Here is a 20277-nt window from a genome sequence, read left to right as displayed (position 1 = left end):
AAAAAAAGAAAGCAGCTCCTTTGAGTGGAGTTGCTTTCTTCGTTCAACCAATTAGAATTTCTTCTGTAAAAGTTCAATATTATCTTCCAAACTGCTGTCCAAGCTTACGCCTACCTTCTGCAGTTTGTTTTGGTAATATGTCTTCACATCTTCCCACTTATAGTATGGGTAGGTCTTGGTTTCGATTGGGAAGGCGATTTCTTCTTCATTTCTAAGCATTTTCACCAAAACATCTTTACCGTTGGAGTACAGAATCCATTGGATATTTGCCCCCATTGGTGAGATGACCGAGCCATTCCAGTTTTGGGTCACGTCCTGCGGCTTATCTACACTAACATTCGCTCCAGCGATATCCAGGAATGAAGATAGTGGAATGATGGTTTCTGCGTGAGCAAAACGAAATATACCAGCCGTGTCTTTCTGTTGAATGGACTGTTCGGTTGACACGATCAGTTCTTTGACCAGGGGTGAAATGATATTCTGCGGCAGATTTGTTGAAGTTAAGGATGGACCTTTTTCATAAAAGTCATTGATATTGTCAACGCTCTCGTACCACTTTAACTGATTGGTTGTGAAATACCGCCCGAATTCGAATTCACCTTCTCCTTTAATATTCGAAGAGATGATGTACAGTTCATATAGATTAGAAGCAGCCTCGGTTGGGTTGCTGAGCTTCACTTTTCCCTTCTCATCCTTCAGCTCGAACTCTCCAGCGTTCAACCGCTTGTAGAAGTCTTCAGAGAAAAATTGCAAAAGTACTTCTTTTGCATAACGCGTTCCTGTGCTCTGTGTGACATATTCCTCATATAACTTAACCCAGTCTCCATCTTCAGCATATTCGTTATACCTTGTAGCTAAATCGTAGGGACGTAGATAAGGATCTTGCTCTTCTTCAAAGGCTGAAGCCAGAATGTCTACCTTGTTATCCCCCAAGCTATCCTTTAACCCTTCAATAAACTGATCTCTGCTCTGTGGCGTTCGATCTTTGAAAGTTGCTTGTGCAATTACTTTTTTATCTGATGTAAATAGTTCTTTGAAATTCTGCCCGACTCTGCTTCCTATTCCTTTCAGTTCTTCTCCACCCGTGGTGGATAGCAATCCATAATGATCTTTTTCAACCACCATCAGTTTGCCAATTTCCTTCTTCAGCTCTTTACCCAGATTGGTAATCTGCCCATCCTTTTCAGCGATGTCGAGCAGTTCAAAAAGCGTCTTGTCGTACTTTGAACTGGATAGATGTCTGGAACCATGTCTTCCTACGTAGTTAATAAATACGGGCTCATATCCATCAGGAGCTTCTGTATAACTTGCTTCTTTGAAAGGATATGGCGTTTTGGTACCACGGTACCCCTGCTCATCGTTAATCTTTTGTCCAACAAACACCGATTGAGTGTTGTTATCCCAGTCTACCTCTTTTCCCAAGGCTTCCCCAATCGCTCTTGCCGGTACATAAGTTACTCCGTTATATAGAAACGATTCTCCTTCCACCCTTTGACCGTTCACAACCACCTTAGCCGATTGTTCGGACACTTCGATCATGCGTTTTGAAGCTGCACCATATACGTCAAACATACTTACTGATGTCAACATGGTGAGTGATACTACTGAAATTCCGATTTTTTTGATGATCATATTGAATAGTTTTCTCCTTATTCCGCTTAATATCGGTTTATTTTCGCTCATCATACTATAGGTGAAGAATGTCCGCGCCGTACCCATACTTTGTTAATTTAATGTAAAAGAATACATATAAATATTGACGTAAAATCGCATGACGACAAAAAGAGCCGCTCATTAGCGACTCTGACTCTTCAAAACAGGCTATCTTGCGCCCCGACACATGAACAAAATAGTTATCATATGTTTCGCGTTATAATAGCTCCCTATATATTTTTATATCTACTCCAGACTCCGTTGGATGACCTTCGCCAATAAGCGTCACACTGTTCAAAAAGGATAAAGCCTCGCTGTTCGTAATCATTTTGGGGGAAGTGCGGAACAATGCAGTTTTCAGCGCTTTGTCGATGTTTCCGTTGTTTTCGATATAAATTTTACAGCTATGCCCTGTGTTGTCCGTTCCTTGGAGCATATATCTTGCCGAGAGAGTATGCGGATCCCCATTCTTTCCTATGATTTGAGTATCCACGCCTCCACCTAACACGATTCCCTCAAAGTACTTTCCTGTTGCGCTGCCTGTAAAAGGAATCATAACAACCGAATCGCCTTCGCTATTCTGTAGATCCAATGATTTCTCGATGTTCACATGTACCGTGAACAACTCTTCTAATTTCACGCGTTCCCACCTCCAGTTATTTACGTGTATGTCATCAGTAAACCGCTACTCACCGAAAATCCGGTGGGTCTGATGATATCTAACATAAGTTCGTTCCATCGATTCTCAGGAATGTCGGTAAAATAAAACATGTGCTTCTCCCCAGGTGATAAATCCGGGATGTGTTCAGTAATGCAATCACCGAGCGGGTTAACCAGTCTCAGCGTATAACCAGATATCCGATAACATGGAATGTCATTTCGGTTCTCCACGGTTACTACAACTTGGGCCTTCTCCTTAACCAGTTCCACGTTGAGGTTGATTGGTGAAGCTAATCGGCGCAAAGCTTCGTAAGAAGGCTTGGGCGTGCCATCTAAACTCATGGAACCATGCACCCGTTGGCGCAGCCTTCCCTCGCCTTCCTCCCCCATTTGCGTACGATAATCGTTTAGGCTGAAGTATATAAGTGCTGCAATGGCAGGATGCTTCCGGTACTCCCTTGTGTTTTCCATCAGGATCTGTGTACGACGCTCATCCCCGCCATTAAAAGCAGGCTCACATAGTCCATATTCAGCTACCACGAGAGGTTTATTTGGTAAATTCCTAGTCATATTTTGAATAACTTCCGGCCTGTCCAACTCACCATGCCATGTCCCGATATAATCGTTCCACATGATCATGTCACCTACACCCGTGGCATCCTGGGCAGGATTCTCATGCACAGTGTTAGACACATAGTTAATGAATCTCGTATCGTCAAGTCCGTGCACCAGAGATTTGAGTTTCTCAAAATACCGAACTGTAACAGTGGATTGTCCGTTCACCTCGTTGCCGATACCCCATGCATAGATGCAAGGATGATTGTAGTGACGATGGATCATTTCTTGGGCATGCTTAATTGAAATGTTCAACCATTCATCATTAGGATCTTGTGGAGTCTGCCAATGTGGAATCTCCTCCTGTACCAGTAACCCGTTACGATCACACCACTCCAGCAACTTGCTATCCTGCTGCCAATGAAAGCGGGTAATAACACAATTCGCATGTTTTATATGATGAAGCATCTCTTCTAACTGTGCTACCGATTCTGCCATACCGCTCATAGGATTCGATCCTGGCATCCATTCAACCCCCATAAGACGTACCGGCTCACGGTTCAGCAACAATGTATTTCCCTCTGAGCTAATCTCTCTAAATCCTACTGCTGTGCATACCTCATCTGTAAGGACACCATCCGAGTATAAAGAAATGGTTACTGTGTATAAATGGGGATGATCAAAATGCCACAACTTAAGGTGTTCCACCTTGATGTCTTGAAAGCTTAGAATACCTTCATCGCTGGACATTTCCCATTCCTTCGAAGTTAACATGTCTTCTTCATACGACATGATCACTTTCAGTTTTACAGATTTGCACTCGGACTCATGTGGTGGTTGCTCCCACAACCGAATCTCACCAGATAACATGCCGTATGGAGCTACAGCTCCGTCCATATCGTCCGAGAAGAAAGGTGCCGCTTGAAGTTTGGAATAGTCGATTGCCGTGCGACCGCTAACCAGCAGCGATACGCCGCGAATAATTCCGCCGTCGTCAGCCCAATCAAAGCTATTTCCCATGGGAAGAGCCGTGTTGCTATTTTCATTATTCACTGATACTACGATGTGGTTGGTTGTATCAAAGATGACTGTGTCGGAGATCTCTATAACAAATGGAGTGTAACCTGATTGAGTATGTTCTCCTACACGTTTTCCGTTTACCCAAACCACCGCATCTCGATAAACTGCATCAAACTGTAACCGCAGTAATTTCCCTTTCCATTCCAGAGGAGCGTAAAAATCATGACTGTACCATCCCGTTCCACGGAACTCCTCTAACCCATTTTGCACGTTCCACGTGTGGGGAATCTTAACGGTTTCACCCAAGGGAGGCCCCTCTTTATACCATTGTAGTTCCATGCCCAGATTCTCGGTATCTGCCTGAAACAACCATGATTCTTCCAATGAAACTATTGTTCTAGCACTCACTCTGATTCCTCTCTTTCTCATGCTGTTTTTTAATATGATATAGGAGACTCCTCTGTAAGGCCATTCAACATCCGCTGAATGTCATGGACAATCTGGTGACCATTTCTGGTGTTGGTGAGAGAAGTACCGTATTAACGTTTAATTCACTGTCACACTAAAAAAAGATTTACAAATCTCCTTCTAGTCCATTAATATGGTTTACATACTGTAAAGGTTAACATTGTGTAAATAAAGGAGAATAATACGTACATGAGTACATTGCCAAAATCAATTCGCCTGCCGCTCTTCATTCTAATGTTGAATCTGTTTATTGCTTTATTGGGGCAAGGAATGCTTATTCCCATATTGCCAGAGTATCTGAAGCTTTTTCATGCGGGAGGTACCGTCGCCGGATTTTTGGTAGCGGCCTTTGGGGCGGCTCAATTCTTGTTTTCACCACTCGGGGGACAATTGTCTGATCGCTTTGGGCGCAAAAAATTGATCATGGCCGGAATGTTTCTTTCCGTTGTTTCGGATGTGATCTTTGCACTTTCCACTTCGCTGCCTCTCCTGTATGTCGCACGATTCATTGGTGGAATCAGTCTCGGCTTAATGGTCCCTGCGAACCTCGCTTATGTAGCTGATATTACAACGCCAGAGACTCGCGCGAAGGGTATGGGATATTTTGGCGCAGCCATGAATCTGGGAATTGTACTTGGCCCTGGACTGGGTGGTCTAATTGCCGAGATGGGCATTCGCATTCCTTATTTCTTCGCAGCTGGTTTGGGATTGATAGCGGCTTTACTTACACTGCTACTGCCTGAGACACTTCCGCCTGAGAAAAGAACGGCCTCCATTCGTATACAAAAGGGAGATCACCTGGGCAAAAAAATCTGGAGTTCGTTTAAAGTACCTTATTTCAAATACTTAATTTTGCTACTCGTCATGACCTTTGGCCTCATGAGTTATGAGACGGTATTCGCTCTTTTTGCAGAGCAAAAATACGGATTTGACGCCGCAACGATCTCCATCATCATCACCTTGGGAGCGATTATCGGTATTGTTGTGCAAATTTGGCTACTGGATTGGTTCGTGCAGAGAATTGGTGAAGTTAAGCTCATCCGTCTTTCATTAATGATTACACCCATAGCGTTATTGCTGATGTTAATTAAGGTCAACCTTGTCTTTCTATTATTTGCTTCTGCGCTATATTTTGCATTCAATTCATTCTTGCGACCAGCAATCAGCACGCTAATATCCAAAAACGCAGGTGATCGGCAAGGTTATGCGTCTGGTCTGAACACCACATTCTCCAGTCTGGGAACGGTATTCGGCCCACTGATCGCAGGGCTACTGTTTGACAAAAACATCAACTTCCCGTATATTTTTGGTGCAATTATGCTTCTTGCTTCTCTTGCACTTACAATGAAAGCATTCCGTTCAAGGAAAGGACAACTGTATACAAGTGAATGAAAACTGGCATCAACAATTGAGAAATAAAAATCGTGATGATCTGATAGAAGCAGGTAAAGAGCTTTTTTTGAAATATGGATTGCTCCAGGTGAAGATAAAGGATGTATGCACGAAAGCTGAACTTAGTAGAGTGACCTTCTATAAACATTTTCAGTCGATGGATGAGCTTCTTCTAGCCATTCAGATGCAACTGATTGAACATTTAACCGATGAGGTTAGCCGTACATCAATTGAGGACATGAACGGTCGAGAGCAGCTCACGGTCATGTTGAATGCATGGGTTGTTTTTGCCCAGGAGCATCCAGACTACATCCGATTCATTCAATTATTTGATATCAACTATGAGATGTATGATTTTAGTCCAGAATTGAGAGAACAGTATGATAAGTTTAACCAGAACGGGAAAGAAAAACATTTCCTGATGGGCGCTTTATCCCAAGGCGTTGCTGACGGTAGTATTAAGAATCCGTCCCCTCCGCTCGATCTGGCTCAGTTTATCTTCACAACGATGATGGGCATGCTTCAACGGGTTGTTAAGATCGATCCGTCGAAATCCAGTGCAATGGATACTCGGATGACGGAGCAATTTGTGAAGATGCTGCTTCATTTTGTCTGTAGTGAGGAAACACCCGAAGGATAGCATGTTAGCATGGATCGGTAAATCAAAGTTTAAAATAAAAAACGGATTCCGTATGCTGGAATCCGTTTTTTTCTTCATTATTAATGAGGCGTTAATCCGTTTGTACGGGCAATGTTCCTCCAGCTTTCAGTTGGCCAAGCAAAACTTTGATCCCGGCAGACGTATTCGTCTCCTGGTTTCCATACACAGCAAGCCCTGAGCGCACGTTCTGCAAATAGATCATCTCGTAAGGGTTACCGAGTGACAATAGGGTGTATCGCTGATTACTCTTGTTCATCGCATCAATCAAGGTTTGATAATCGCTCCAACCGAACTGGCTGGCAACATTACGGAATTGGTAAGATGCAAGAATGACATAATTGGCTTTGCCAATCGCCTGAAGGGTTCCATTCATATTGCCTTGACCAACAACTGATATTTCTGTCTTTAATGACAGGTTATTAGCGGCTTGCAATAGTTGCTTCTCAATCTGTTTCGCCTGGTCCTGCTCGGCTGCGACAATGACAATTCGGTCTCCTTGCTTCATTGGATCAGGAAGCACACCGTCGCGACTGCTGAGTAGAGTGACTGCTCGCTCTGCAATTGTCTGCTCCACTGCTCGATGGGCCTTCGATCCGATGATACCGTTGAGCTGAGTTAGCTTTTGCGCAAGAGTTTGACTGCGTTCAAACAGTTCATATTTCGATTTCATCTCCAATATTCGCTTCACGGATGCATGTATGGTTTCATCCGCTATAATGTCATTGTTCACTGCGTTCACCAACGTTTGATGGGCCGCTGCTGAATCTTTCGGCATAAGGATGATATCAACACCTGCGGAAACGGCGCGCTCTACCGATTGATTCTCCCCAAAATGCTCCGCAATTGCATTCATGGTAAAGGCATCCGACACGATGAGTCCTTCATATCCCAGCTCTCCGCGAAGAAGTCGTGTCAGTACCTTTTTTGATAAGGTAGCAGGAATCGGCACTTGTTCACCGTCTTTGAGCGAAGTGACATGTTCGTTGTCTATGGCAGGGAAAGCAATATGCGCGGTCATAATCATCTCTACACCATTTTTAATTGCAGCCCGAAACGGTTTTAATTCTACCGCATCAAGCCGTTCTCGGTTATGGGCAAGCACAGGCATACCAAGATGAGAATCTACCGTTGTATCTCCATGTCCCGGAAAATGCTTCACTGCTGCCATGACCCCTGATTGCTGTAGCCCTTTTATCGTTGCCAGACCAAGCCGTGTCACCATATCCGCATCCGAGCCAAACGACCGTATACCAATGATGGGGTTATCTGGATTGCTGTTGATGTCCAGCACTGGCGCAAAATTGATCTGCAGTCCCAGTGCCTTCAGCTCTTCTCCTGTCAGCTGACCAGCTGCTTCGGCTAGTGTTGCATCTCCAGTTGCACCAAGCGCCATCTGACCGGGAAGGTTCGTTCCTCCTGGTATTCGCTTAATAACGCCACCTTCTTGGTCGATGCTAAGAAATAGAGGAATGTCACCTGCTTCTCTTTGTATATCATGTGTGAACGTTGTAAGCTGCTTCACATCGACAATATTTTTGTCAAAAAGAATAAGTCCGCCCAAGTCCTGATCATGGATACTGCGTTTCAGTCCTTCATTAACGGTCGTCGTCGCTTTACCATTCCACTGCCTAATGTCAGGCATAAGCATCTGGCCAACTTGCTCACTTACCGTCATATAGGATATCAGCTTGTCCCAATCTTGCGTGCGAATGGCGGCTTCGCGTTCGAACCGAATCACACGCGACATAAACACGGCATATTCAGCGCGCGTGACAGATTGATTTGGACGAAAAGTAGCATCCGAATAACCGCCGACCAGACCATTGGAACTCATGATAAGAATAGGTGCTGCTGCCCAATGCCTGTCCGTATCTGTCCATTTTGCGGACCCCTTTCCTTCCGCGAGTGAATACGCACGTGTGAGAAACGCCGCAGTCTCTGCGCGGTTCAGCGGTACGTCCGGACGGAAGGTCCCGTTAGGGAATCCGCTCGCAAGTCCATTTTTAGCTGCAATTGTAATTTCTCTATAAAAGGGGTGTGTAGTTGGAACATCCGAATAGGTTGTGCCTTCCACTGCTCTTTGAAGCTGCTCCGGATAAAGCTCCCGAACCATAAATGTGACGGCTTGTGCCCTCGTCACCTGTGCCCCAGGCTTGAATATCCCATTGCCATATCCGGCCACTGTTCCCCGTTTCGCCATATAAGTGATGCCATCCTCTGCCCACTTCGAGTGCTGCAGATCGACAAAACGTTCTTCCGCAGCTGCACTTCCCGCCCCTATAAGCATAGAGCCGAGAACGGCTCCAATGATCGTCTTCCATTTAACATGCATTTAATTCACTCCTGTTGCTATTCTATGGATGAATAGACGTTACTGCTGTATAATTTGTTGCGTTTTGAAGGTATCCGTCATTCACTTCATGAATCTTTCTTTCTCCTCATAATGCGGGTAATGAGCCGATTCCTCAAAAGCGACGAACTCCTTTTGCTGACTCTCGATATCGTCAAAAAACAACTTGGCAGCATGAGAAGTGCCCGAGTGTATCATGAAGCTCCTTGGACATCCGATTGAGTTCCTCCACTAAGGTCAGCTTCTCAATCTGTGCAGCGTAATGGGTTAACAACTTATAGTAGATTACGATATTCTGTAGGTGACATGTTGACGAGCTTCTCAAACTGCGTGACGAAATAATCCGCATTTTGAAATCCTACACGTGCAGCAACCTCGTACATCCTGAGATCCGTTTGACGCAGTAATTTTCTCGCTTCCTGAATCCGCAGGTTTAGCAGATAGTCATTGAAATATTGATTGTAGCTTTTGCGGAATAATCGTCCAAGATAAACGGGATTCATGTAGAAGCGTGCAGCAATGCTTTTGAGATTAATGTTCTCGGTATAATGCGCATCAATATACCGTTTGATCTTGCCGATATCCCCTTTGGACTGTTCAATCCGTAAATGGGAAATATAATCCTCGGCTTCTTCCAGCGCCATTAGAAAAGCATTTTTCAATAGTCGTAAATTCCAGCCTTCATGAGATTGTTGAACTAACTCCTTCAGTTGCTGCAACCCTTCATCAGTACCACCCATTTCGTTGACCACAGCCAGAATGGCCGTTATACAGCGCATAAGAGAACCTGAAACAGCCTGAGGGGAGAATCGATTCCTATGAAACAATTGGAACTGCTCTTCTACAATCTCGTAGTAAGCAGACCTGTTGCCCTCTTCCAAGCTCAAGATTAATTGATCCACCTCGTCCTGGTATACATTGAAAACGAACAGTGGTTTATCTTTGATCTCTGTATAACGCACAACACCACCAGTTTCTGCATATTTATGCCTGGCAGCTTCTTCAGCCTCCTGACTGGATTGTGGAACATTCCCAATTTCTTTTACAAGCATTCCTGCGTAAAGACCGATGTCCAAATTAAGCTTTCTGCTCAGTTCGATATGAATACTATTCAGTTTGTCTTGTAATGCAGAGTTCCTTTGATCATGCTCAACCCATAGCAGCAATAAGGAAAATGTACCGCGTTGTTGCTCTATAACGTACATTTTGAAGAAATCATCTTCCAGAGAACGTACCGCTTCAATGAACTGTTCATTGGTAATTTTTCTTTCGTCTAATCCTGTCTGGAGTTCAATCAGAGCCATGAGCATACTGGAGTTACGACGGATTCCGAGCAGCTCGGCATACCGATGTTCATCCTCTCTCCTAACATTGCCCTTAATCATATCCTCAAGCATGATCTCGCCGACCTTTTTCTCATCCAACAGGATACGTGCTCTTTTATTGCAGATGAGATTAGCCGACTTCTGCAACGTCACCGTCATTTCTTCCTCATCAATAGGCTTCAGGATATAATCATGAACGCCGTATCTGATTGCCTGTTGAGCATATTTGAAGTCATGATAACCACTAATGATAATGAACACCGGCTCAAGATGTGACATTTCCTCTACGGCACGTATTAGACCAAGCCCATCGAGGATCGGCATACGTATATCTGTGATAATCACGTCTGGTTGCAGACATTCAATCATTTTCAGTGCCTCTAGACCATTCTCTGCCTCTCCGATAATCTCCATATCAAGTTCAACCCAGCTAATAAGTTCATGCAGCCCCTTTCGTACATACACCTCGTCATCTACCAACAATATTTTTAACATCCTTTCAGCCCCCTTCCACAAGCGAAAATAAACCGCCAGTAGCATGTTCTCCTATCGGCAGGATATAGTTTGATGTCTGTCATAGTTATCGAAAAAGAAATTCATTTGTGCTGTGCATAATCCCAATAGTCCCCCACAAGTCCTTCGATGACTGATCCGCTTGCTCATGGCATTAGACAAAACCAAGTGCTGGCTGGTGTACCAACACTACCATCCCCGCTTATTACTTTTAAGTCATCCTTGAGAGCATGCTCGTTCAATGCCGTGTACTCTACGTTGTCCTGCTCTCTACTTCGTGCCGTGAAAATCAGACCCATCATTTCCTCCAATCGCGTTATACACTTCCTATCGGAAACGCTTTCAATTATGTATCCATTATGCTAGATGGTTACATTTTATAGGTTCACGTCTGCAATTTCATTGCATAAACGGCTATATTTATTGCGTGAAACGACAAGGAGGTCATTTCTCTAATATGAATGAGACTTCAGAATCCCTGTTTGATCCGATCTAGAGTGAGCTTTTGTATCTTTATCGCACCACTACACATATAATATGGGAACCTTCTATCATCGACATAATGCATATGAGCTCTACTTTTTTCTTCGTGGCAATGTGAACTGCTATATTGAGAACCGTTGTTACCATTTGCAACGTAACGTTCTGCTCGTTCTTAGCCCAGAGGAGATGCACCGTTCCTTTGCCCTGGACAAAAACGAATATGAGAGAATTACCATAAATCTGAAAAAGTTATATTTGAACCGTCTTTACACATTGCATTGAACAAGAACACGCTAACTCTTGCCTGTATCTTATCTTATCTCAGCAAAGAAAAAGAGCGAAGACCGGCAATTTTGTCAGCCGGTCTTCGCTCAGGTAATCGGTAAGTTCTTATTTGTTAATCCATTTATCCCCTTTTAATTCAATCATATCATTTGGGCCAGGAAAATTTAATTCTATCTTTTGGTCCAGATAGGATACGGTTACTCTTGATTCTGCAATAGAGCGAATTCTGGTATTGAATAGACGACCATTTTCCCATTCCAGATCTATTTTAAATCCCCCACGAGCCCGAATACCATGAATATATCCTTTTGGCCAAGCTGCTGGCAAAGCAGGCAACAATCTGATTACTTCGTCATGGCTCTGGAGAAGCATCTCTGCAATCCCTGCAGTACCTCCAAAGTTCCCATCAATTTGAAATGGAGGATGGTCGCAGAACAGATTGGGTAACGTGGAGGAACGTAGAAGTTCCACGATGTTATCGTGTGCAAGTTCCGACTCCTCTAATCGTGCCCACATGTTGAGAATCCACGCCCTGCTCCATCCTGTGTGTCCACCACCGTGTTCCAATCTTCTGTCGAGTGTTACGCGAGCTGCCATAGCCAGATCAGGGGTTGATTGCAGCGTAATTTGCGTTCCAGGATGCAAAGCGAATAAATGGGAAATATGTCTGTGACCAGGTTCCAATTCATCATAATCGTTATTCCACTCTTGGATCTGTCCATGTTTTCCAATAGAGGTCTCCGGTATTTTGGTTAAAGCACTACGGAGCACTTCTCCGAATTCCTGATCTTCTTGCAAGATTCGGGTACTTTCAATGCAACGCGTGAAGAGTTCTCTAATAATCTGATTGTCCATTGAAGCACCAAAACATAAAGCCCCGGACTCTCCATTATCTAATATATAGCGATTTTCCGGTGAGGACGAAGGACATATCACCCAATTGCCGGATGGATCCTCTATTAGATAATCCAGAATAAACATAGCCGCATCTTTCATCGTGGAGTAAGCTTTTTTGAGAAATTGAACATCCTTATTGTATTCGTAGTGGTCCCATAGATGTAATGAAAGCCATGCTCCCCCCATGATCCAAAACGTCGATGTCATGCATACATCCTGCGGAGCAGCGTCTGCCCAGATATCCGAATTGTGATGAGCAACGAACCCCTTGCATCCATACATGGTTCTAGCGGTTTCCTTTCCTCGGACTTGCAGTCGCTCTATAAAATCAAACAATGGAACGTGACATTCAGACAGATTGCAGCTTTCTGCAGGCCAGTAGTTCATCTGTGTATTAATATTAATCGTATATTTGCTATCCCATATAGGAAGCATGTCTTTATTCCATATCCCTTGAAGGTTTGCCGGTAAAGAACCTGGACGGCTGCTTGAGATAAGCAGATAACGACCAAATTGAAAGTATAGACTCATCAATTCCGGATCATGCTTACCAGCTCTAAGCCGTTCAAGGCGCTGATCGATTGGAAGTTCGGAACAACTCACATCTTTATTTTCATCTTCGAGATGTATATCCATCTTTTTGAATAAGGATTGATAGTCCGAGACATGGTCCGCGAGCAGATCGCTATATGGTTTTGCGGAAGCAGCATCAATTCTGCGGAGGCACTCCGCTTCGAGTTGTTCCTTATGTACTCGGAAATCTGTGCAGGCCGAGATTAGAATAGTCGCTGAATTACCATGCTTCAAAGAAAATTGACCACTTGAATAGTGAACCTGCCCTCCTTCAGATATAAGGCGAATCGCACAACAAAATCGGATTCCTTCTTCCCCCCCACTTCTTCCCCGGATGATCAAGTTATTCGTTCCACGCTTCTCGATCCGGTCCAGATAGGATTGGAAACCCACAGGATGCTTAAGAATATCGGAATATGGTGTTGATTCCAGAACGGTTCCCCTGCCAAAAACAGTGGAGAAAGATAACTTTCCAGGCACGCTAGATTTGAGATGAACAACGAGTACTTGATCCGGGTAGCTAGCAAAATAATCACGGCTGTAAATGGATTGATCTGCGGTATAATTCACGTTTACCTTGCCTTGTTCCAGATCGAGATGTCTTTGATATTCATTCGGTTCATGTTCACTGTGATCCATAGCGATATAGAAGTCCCCTAATGGCTCATAATGTCTTTGCCCGTCAGGAACACCTACCAGAGTAACTGATGCGAGTTCTTCTGCTTCACTAATCTTGCCGTCAAAAATCAGGCTTCTGATCTGAGATAAAGATTCAAGTGCTTGAGGATTATTCCGCTGCATCGGACCACCGTACCATAGACTATCTTCATTGAGCTGAATTCTCTCGATCTGTGTTTTCCCAAAAATCATGCCTCCAAGAGTTCCATTTCCGATAGGTAATGCCTCTTCCCATCTTCCAGCAGGTTGGTTAAACCAGATATTTTTGGTCTTCACGTTAAACCCTCCAACGAATTATAATTCCTCACATTTTCATGTTTAGTGTGTTCCGTTTGTATGTTCTTTCAGTGTACTGTAATCTGATGAGCATCTAAATGAACAAAATTAACTTGAATTATCACAATCCTATCTCAGCAATAAAAAAAGCCGCTATAATAGCGACTCTGTATCGTTCATTCCATTTAGTTTGGTGAAACTTGGCTTAAGTTATAGTATGTTTCGCTCCATTTGTTGCATGAATTGCCTCAATATTAACCGATCCTCTAAAGAAATGGATTGAAGTAATTTCTCTTGCTGCTCTCTCCATTTAAGCTCAACCGGTTTTTCTAATTCTTTACCCTTATTGGTTAGAAAAATACGCATAATCCTTGCATCCTGTACATCACGTTTACGATATATAAATCCGTTCTGCTCCAACGATTTGACCATGTTTGTAACCGTTGGTGGTTCGCATTTCATATGTTCACTTAGTTGCATCTGTGTTACCCCATCACCCAACCACAGCCGATACAACAAATTATCTTGTCCTACATAGAGATTAAGTTCCCGAAGAGATTCACTATAATTTCGACGCATTTGGGAGGAAATTCGATCTAAAGACTGTCGAATATCACAATCTACTGTATCTGTCATGAACGATCCCTCCCTAACATCCGAATTATATTTAGCAGACTAAATGTATCATGTGGTTATATAGGTGTCAATTCGCCTTAGTATCGTTATAAGGGCCTTTCCTAACCAAGTTCCATAACAAAGATTGGATTTATCGTAAAGCTTATTTTTTGGCAAAACCTTGCTTGTTCAAGTAGGTCATCATTTGCGGTTGAATACTTCTCTCGAGGTGATCCTGGATATGGTCACTCCATCCTTTTACTTTTTTTACGGTGAAAGGAGCTCTCGTCGGACGATTTTCATAATACTTCAGCATGGTCTCATCATAGATTGCTAATTTCTCTTGATCCACTGGTTGGTATTGATTATCAAGCAATACCATGGATTGAGGGAGCCGAGGTTTCAGTTCCGGCTTATCTCCAGCTGGATTACCGATACATAATCCCACCAGAGGGATTACATATTTAGGTAAATTCAATACGTCAGATAGTTCGCTAATATTGGCTCTGACCCCACCAATGAACACTCCGCCAAGTCCCAGCGATTCAGCCGCGGTTAACGCATTTTGTGCCATCAGTCCGGCATCGAATGAACCAATCAACAGAAATTCAATATATTCAATATCCACATCCGGAGCGATTTCATGATTTCGGTTGAAATCTGCACAGAAGACCCAGAATTCTGCCGCTTCTTCAATATAGGGTTGATCGACACAGAGATGTCTGACTTTTTTTCGAAGAACTGGATCTGTGATGCGAATAATGGATACCGCCTGAAGAAGACTGAACGATGAAGTTTGATTCGCTGCCTGAAATATTGCATCTATTTGTTCCTCAGTTAGGGTTTGAGATGTGTAAGAACGAAACGATGTATGGTTATGAAGCAATTCAAGTGTGTTATTCATAAAAACTCTCCTTTATTCGTTGATTCCATTTTCCTGCAATCCGTATTCGTAAGGAACGCCCATATTCTCGCGTAGTGTTTTCCCTTCATATTCCTTATGGAACAAACCGCGCTCCTGCAAGATAGGTACTACCTGATTCACAAAATCTGCAACGCCATCAAAAGATACATCGGGCACGACTGAGAATCCGTCACATGCTTCAGCCAAAAACCATTCTTCCAAGAAGTCAGCAACCTGTGTCGGGGTGCCTGCAACAACCGGATGATAGTTGATGACCCCGTGAGCGAGAACATCCCTTACAGAGAGTCCTTCTTTTAATAACTTTAAGGCTCTCGGAGAACGTGGGTCCATGGGGTTGGCATATGCATTTTTCAAGAAATCTCCCGCTAAAGGTTGATCTATATCTACGGAGTTTACCGATAAGGGTAAACCAACCATGGATCCGAGGTAACTTACCCTGCTGGGGATTTCCTGAGGATTGAAACTCATAAGCTGTTTCCGACGATCCAGAGCTTCTTCCTCCGTTGAAGCCAGAGAAAACATAAAACCTGCAAACATTTTGATATCATCGGGGTTTCGACCGAAACGTGCAGCACTTTGCCTTATGGCTTGTCTGTGTTCACGGGCAGACGTAATATCATAAGGATTGGCGTACACTCCCGAAGCATATTTCCCAGCTAGTTCTAATCCTTCACCTCCTCCCCCTGCCTGGAAAATCACTGGTTGCCCTTGCTCAGAGGGCGGAATGGGCAAAGGACCACGAGATGCATAATATTGACCCTGAAGGTTTATAGTCTGGATTTTGTCCATATCCGCAAATTCCCCTCCCTCCACATCTAACGTCCAAGCATCTGATTCCCAACTTCCCCATAAGGACTGAACAATCTGGATGCTTTCATGTGCTCTGTCGTAGCGTTCCTGGCGACTTGCCACACGTGCCCCAAAGTTTGCCGCTGCTGCAGGATCGGATGTGGTAACCGCATTCCATCCCACACGTCCATGACTGATAACATCCAGTGCTTTGAACTGACGTGCAATGTTGTAGGGATAGTTAAATGTTGTAGAGAGGGTAGCCACAAGCCCGATGTGTTGTGTCTCTCTTGCTACTGCCATCAGTGCCAACATGGGGTCCATAGGGAACATAGGTGTCTGTGGGCCTAAATTATTGGATAATCCTGGAGTATCAGCGATGAAAATCATTTGAAATTTTCCTTGTTCAGCCAATTTAGCCCGTTCTACATAACTATCCATATTGGTGTAAGCTGCAGGATCCGTGCCAGGCATTCTCCATGCGCTAAATTCGGCTCCATAACCCGAAACCATCTGTAAAGCCAGTTGCATTTCACTTCTTTTATTCATAACGTTTTCTCCTTGATGATTATAGAAATTGGCGTTCACCTGTCTGGGCTGATTTCTCGACGGCATCCAGTAACTGATGAAGTTTCACCGCATCGGAGAAAGTAGGTGCTAAGGTAGTACCTTCTTGAATATCTTTGGCAAACTTACGATAAGCCTGAGCCATATTTAGAACAATTCCGGAGTCGTTATATAGAGAATGTGGAGCCGAGTAATAGGCATCGGGAATGGTTAGTTCACGAAGCTCGTTGTCCGTAGATCCTGCACCGCGTAATTGATGTGATCCGAATTGAATGGATGCAGGGGCGCTCAGAACAATCGTGCCGTTGTCTCCGAAAATTTCAAGTGTGAGTCCTGTCTGATGTTTAACTCCACCTTGAATATGAACGCTGGCTGCTGCACCATTAGTCAATTTTCCTGTAATCATGATCTGATCATCCGTTGTTTTCTTGATGACTTTCTGAATATCAACCAATTCAACTTCTGGAAACTGTTGAGCGTTGGTGGCAGACAATTCTGTGAAGTCCCCAAGCATATAGGTAAATGCATCCAGATTGTGTCCACCTACAATGGTCAGCAAGTTCCCTCCAACTTTCCGGTCAAACAAGTACGCACTCGACTTGTCACCAACGCCACCCATGCCATCTATAGAGATCTTCAGGTTGGCAGATAACACTTTACCTACATAACCTTCTGCCAATAAATCTTTTACATATTGAACGGCCGGAGCTTGTCTGGCCTGTAATCCAATCGCATTTGGCAATTGTGCGGACGCTATCCATTCCTGCATTTCCAAGGCTTCATCTGTATTCGACCCCAGTGGCCATTCACAATAGATTGGTTTGCCAGCAGGCACGACGGCTTTAACGGCGTTATAATGTTCCTTGACATTAATACTGACAACTACCATATCCACATTAGGATGCTGAGCCAACTCCTCCATATTATCAAAGCCATGATCTGCATAGAAAGCTTCTGCGCTTTTCTTTGCACTCACCATATTACTTGTCCCAACCGCTGTAAGCTCGAATTCATCCAAATGCTGAATAGCTGGAATATGTGTTCCACTCGCCCACCCGTTATTAATGGAGGCCCCTATGATACCTGTACGAATTTTTTCACTCATTGTTAAAACATCCCCTTGTTACAATTTATGTTATGGTCGAATATCGGTTTGTCTCCAGCCCTTATCAGTCACTCCTTTTTATGATATATTTATTTAGCTTGCTAACTATCCAATCGAGATACATTATTATTCTTTCACATTTTAGGTAAACTAAAGTTGTTGTGGTGTTGACATCATCTTAGATGTTTTTGTTTCGTTTGCAAAGAGGGCAATTTAAGTGAACATAGTACATCTTTTTGTACCTTTGGATTAGGAGCGATAGCAATGAGAGTATGCAATGATGGATTTGATCAAGAGTTTATAGATGGAAAAAGTGACATGTACGCCATAGCGTTTACTCAGAATGTTCTTTCCGGTCGTTGGAAATATTTTATATTATGGTATCTAAAAGATGAAACACGTCGTTATACGGATATCAAAAAATTCCTTGGGGATCTATCTCAAGGCTCTCTCACGAAGCAGCTTAAAGAGTTGGAGAATGATGGTGTTATTCAACGTGATGTCTATCCGGAAGTTCCTCCACGGGTCGAGTACTCATTAACAGACAAAGGAATTAAATTACTTCCGATCCTTGAAAAGATGGCGGACTACGGTAAAGAATACGGCGAGACAACGTAAGCTTAGAACACGACGTGAAAAAGATGTTTATATGATCAATTTCAGTCAACAATAGCATTTTCAGCCAGTATAGGCACATCAATATGATCAATAGGGTTCCTTATTACTTATCTTTGTTAAGGGGGGAGGATATGTTTTCTCCTTTTCTAATAATAACCAAAAAAGCCGCTAATATAGCGGCTCTCAATTGGGCCATGCTCTGGTCCCTCTAAATGTGGTCATACCAACATTAATCCTATGGTTTAATATTAGCTTGCTTACCATCAGGAGCCACCGACTTATCGCTCGTTCTTACACCCCTGCGCTTCTTGTAACCTTGGAATATGAAATACCCAACTATTATTAAGATAATCGGTATTCCGTATTTTAATAGGATATAGTAAAACAACACCAAAAATATAATTAACATACTAACTATTTCGTTCAATCTGTGCACTCCTTTATAAGTATCCCTGGCTAATTTCTTACTACATTTCTTAATAGCTACTTTTTCAACTTCATATGTAAAAATATAAACTTAATTCCTTGTCAATCTTACATCAAACGAAATAGAAATCATAGCTTAAGAATCAACCTTCTATACTCTTAACCAATTCAGCTATGTTCCCCCAGAATATCATAAGATAGATCGTAGTTACCCAATTTTATTCTAGGGGTATATCTCAAGTCGACTTCTCTATTGTATAGATTTCATAAATAACTTACTAACTTGACCATCAATATCTTTTGGTACGGGCTGCAAACCATGTTGCAGTGATTCCACATTCGTAATTATTCGATAGGCAGAATAAGAAATTAGTGCAAAGCCCATGTCCATAATCTCAATGGGATTACCGTCAGCTCCTGCCAGATTAACAGGATTGGCATTGTGAAGTACATAAATACTTTTCTCTGTGAAAGTTATTCGTTCAATGCCATCTTTGACGACTTCAACGGACTGAGAAGCTTTTTTCAATTCTTCCACATTGATTTCAAACCCGTAGTGCCCTGAGTTAGCAAGAATGACTTTTTCTTTGAACAAAGGTATATGCTGCTCGGTAATAACATTAAAAGATCCAGTTGCTGTAATGATCACATCCGCTTCGGGAATTAATTCGTGCAGTTCGCCGACCCAATGCCCGTCTGTTTTTGCATTTAAGAGATAAACAGGATTCATGTCATAGACTAACGTAGTCGCGCCTAATCCCCGGAACTTTTTAGCAATGCCGCTGCCGCAATATCCGTATCCCACAACAAGAACCTTTTTCCCTCCAACGAGAAGACTGGTTGTGCGCATGAAACCATCTACAACAGACTGTCCAACACCCAGCGCGTTCTCAAAAGTCTGCTTCAAGGGCGAGTCATCAATCACGATCACGGGATAATCAGGCTGTACCCCACTCTTCTCAATCAACAACTTTCCTGTACGTGTCTCTTCGTTTGCACCAATTGGGTTCCAATCAGGTTTCAGTTCATCGTGAGCAAGAATCAGGCTTGCACCATTGTCGAGGAAGAGATCGATTTTATGTTCCATGACCATCTGTAGGTAACGTTTGTGATCGTCATAACAATCTCCTTCTTTCGCTAAAACCGTAACATTAGAGAGTGATGCCAAATATGCAGCGGTATCCTTCTTCGTTGTTCCAAGACACCCGACTAAATAGATATGGGCAGCCCCACTAGCTAGAAGACCCTCTACCCAAAATCCCGTTTTGGGCTCAATATGCATACTGATCGCAATAGTCATTCCTTTAAGGACTTGCTGCTCTTGAAACAATTGATTCACTTCTGTGACCAATGGCATTCTCTCTCTAAACCACTGCATTCTCACTAACCCCGCACTAGCCAAACTTTGATCATCAACAATACTGTTCATCACAAGCTCCCCCT

Annotated in this window: 16 protein-coding genes and 1 pseudogene; 4 read left to right on the top strand and 13 right to left on the bottom strand. The window is 43.2% G+C overall.

The features are described 5' to 3' along the window. Window positions 1-51: 51 nt before the first annotated feature. From OM416_RS01025 to OM416_RS01015, 3 genes are all read right to left on the bottom strand, one after another. Window positions 52-1632 (bottom strand): histidine-type phosphatase, encoded by a 1581-nt coding sequence (locus tag OM416_RS01025; RefSeq protein ID WP_264926223.1) that lies wholly within the window; start codon window positions 1630-1632, stop codon window positions 52-54. 238 nt (window positions 1633-1870) lie between these two features. After that, on the bottom strand, window positions 1871-2293 hold the full coding sequence (locus tag OM416_RS01020; protein ID WP_264926222.1) for a DUF3237 domain-containing protein: 423 nt from the start codon (window positions 2291-2293) through the stop codon (window positions 1871-1873). A gap of 20 nt (window positions 2294-2313) precedes the next feature. Further along, entirely contained in the window at window positions 2314-4296 is a 1983-nt protein-coding gene (locus tag OM416_RS01015) for a glycoside hydrolase family 2 protein (RefSeq protein ID WP_264926221.1), read from the bottom strand. Between the two features lie 249 nt (window positions 4297-4545). Between OM416_RS01015 and OM416_RS01010 the strand changes: the two genes are divergently transcribed. Both OM416_RS01010 and OM416_RS01005 read left to right on the top strand, forming a co-directional pair. Continuing rightward, window positions 4546-5748: an MFS transporter gene (locus tag OM416_RS01010; protein WP_145147773.1), complete on the top strand. Its 1203-nt coding sequence runs from the start codon at window positions 4546-4548 to the stop codon at window positions 5746-5748. Continuing rightward, complete coding sequence (locus OM416_RS01005; RefSeq protein ID WP_264926220.1) at window positions 5741-6388, top strand: TetR/AcrR family transcriptional regulator; 648 nt, start codon at window positions 5741-5743, stop codon at window positions 6386-6388. Before OM416_RS01010 ends, OM416_RS01005 begins: the two co-directional genes overlap by 8 nt. Window positions 6389-6479: 91 nt before the next feature. Here the strand turns inward: OM416_RS01005 and OM416_RS01000 are convergent, their stop codons facing one another. From OM416_RS01000 to OM416_RS00990, 4 genes and pseudogenes are all read right to left on the bottom strand, one after another. Further along, entirely contained in the window at window positions 6480-8741 is a 2262-nt protein-coding gene (locus tag OM416_RS01000) for a glycoside hydrolase family 3 N-terminal domain-containing protein (RefSeq protein ID WP_264926219.1), read from the bottom strand. A gap of 81 nt (window positions 8742-8822) precedes the next feature. Continuing rightward, window positions 8823-8936, bottom strand: a pseudogene (locus OM416_RS31870) (alpha/beta hydrolase); the annotation flags it as partial. 98 nt (window positions 8937-9034) lie between these two features. Beyond that, complete coding sequence (locus OM416_RS00995) at window positions 9035-10579, bottom strand: response regulator transcription factor (protein WP_264926218.1); 1545 nt, start codon at window positions 10577-10579, stop codon at window positions 9035-9037. A gap of 164 nt (window positions 10580-10743) precedes the next feature. Next, window positions 10744-10908: a hypothetical protein gene (locus OM416_RS00990; protein WP_264926217.1), complete on the bottom strand. Its 165-nt coding sequence runs from the start codon at window positions 10906-10908 to the stop codon at window positions 10744-10746. Between the two features lie 226 nt (window positions 10909-11134). Between OM416_RS00990 and OM416_RS00985 the strand changes: the two genes are divergently transcribed. Continuing rightward, complete coding sequence (locus OM416_RS00985) at window positions 11135-11362, top strand: AraC family ligand binding domain-containing protein (protein ID WP_264926216.1); 228 nt, start codon at window positions 11135-11137, stop codon at window positions 11360-11362. Window positions 11363-11470: 108 nt separating this feature from the next. Here the strand turns inward: OM416_RS00985 and OM416_RS00980 are convergent, their stop codons facing one another. From OM416_RS00980 to OM416_RS00960, 5 genes are all read right to left on the bottom strand, one after another. Further along, entirely contained in the window at window positions 11471-13789 is a 2319-nt protein-coding gene (locus OM416_RS00980; protein ID WP_264926215.1) for a glycoside hydrolase family 95 protein, read from the bottom strand. A 210-nt stretch (window positions 13790-13999) separates the two neighbouring features. Continuing rightward, the gene (locus OM416_RS00975) at window positions 14000-14425 is read right to left on the bottom strand and encodes a MarR family winged helix-turn-helix transcriptional regulator (protein WP_264926214.1); all 426 of its coding nucleotides are present in this window, start codon (window positions 14423-14425) and stop codon (window positions 14000-14002) included. A 142-nt stretch (window positions 14426-14567) separates the two neighbouring features. Further along, a complete protein-coding gene (gene nfsA / locus OM416_RS00970; RefSeq protein WP_264926213.1) occupies window positions 14568-15308 on the bottom strand; it encodes an oxygen-insensitive NADPH nitroreductase in 741 nt (246 codons plus the stop codon). 12 nt (window positions 15309-15320) lie between these two features. Then, a complete protein-coding gene (locus OM416_RS00965) occupies window positions 15321-16667 on the bottom strand; it encodes an NtaA/DmoA family FMN-dependent monooxygenase (RefSeq protein ID WP_264926212.1) in 1347 nt (448 codons plus the stop codon). 19 nt (window positions 16668-16686) lie between these two features. Next, window positions 16687-17790: a Gfo/Idh/MocA family protein gene (locus tag OM416_RS00960; RefSeq protein ID WP_264926211.1), complete on the bottom strand. Its 1104-nt coding sequence runs from the start codon at window positions 17788-17790 to the stop codon at window positions 16687-16689. Between the two features lie 264 nt (window positions 17791-18054). Here OM416_RS00960 and OM416_RS00955 point away from each other — a divergent pair, with 264 nt between their 5' ends. Next, a complete protein-coding gene (locus tag OM416_RS00955; protein ID WP_319951881.1) occupies window positions 18055-18408 on the top strand; it encodes a helix-turn-helix domain-containing protein in 354 nt (117 codons plus the stop codon). A gap of 676 nt (window positions 18409-19084) precedes the next feature. Here the strand turns inward: OM416_RS00955 and OM416_RS00950 are convergent. After that, window positions 19085-20263, bottom strand: a complete 1179-nt coding sequence (locus OM416_RS00950; RefSeq protein ID WP_264926210.1) for an adenosylhomocysteinase — start codon at window positions 20261-20263, stop codon at window positions 19085-19087. Window positions 20264-20277: the final 14 nt, after the last annotated feature.

It is taken from the genome of Paenibacillus sp. LS1, from assembly GCF_026013365.1.
GTDB lineage: Bacteria > Bacillota > Bacilli > Paenibacillales > Paenibacillaceae > Paenibacillus.
Note: the sequence above shows the minus strand (reverse complement) of the source record. Positions and strands in the feature narration are given on the sequence as shown.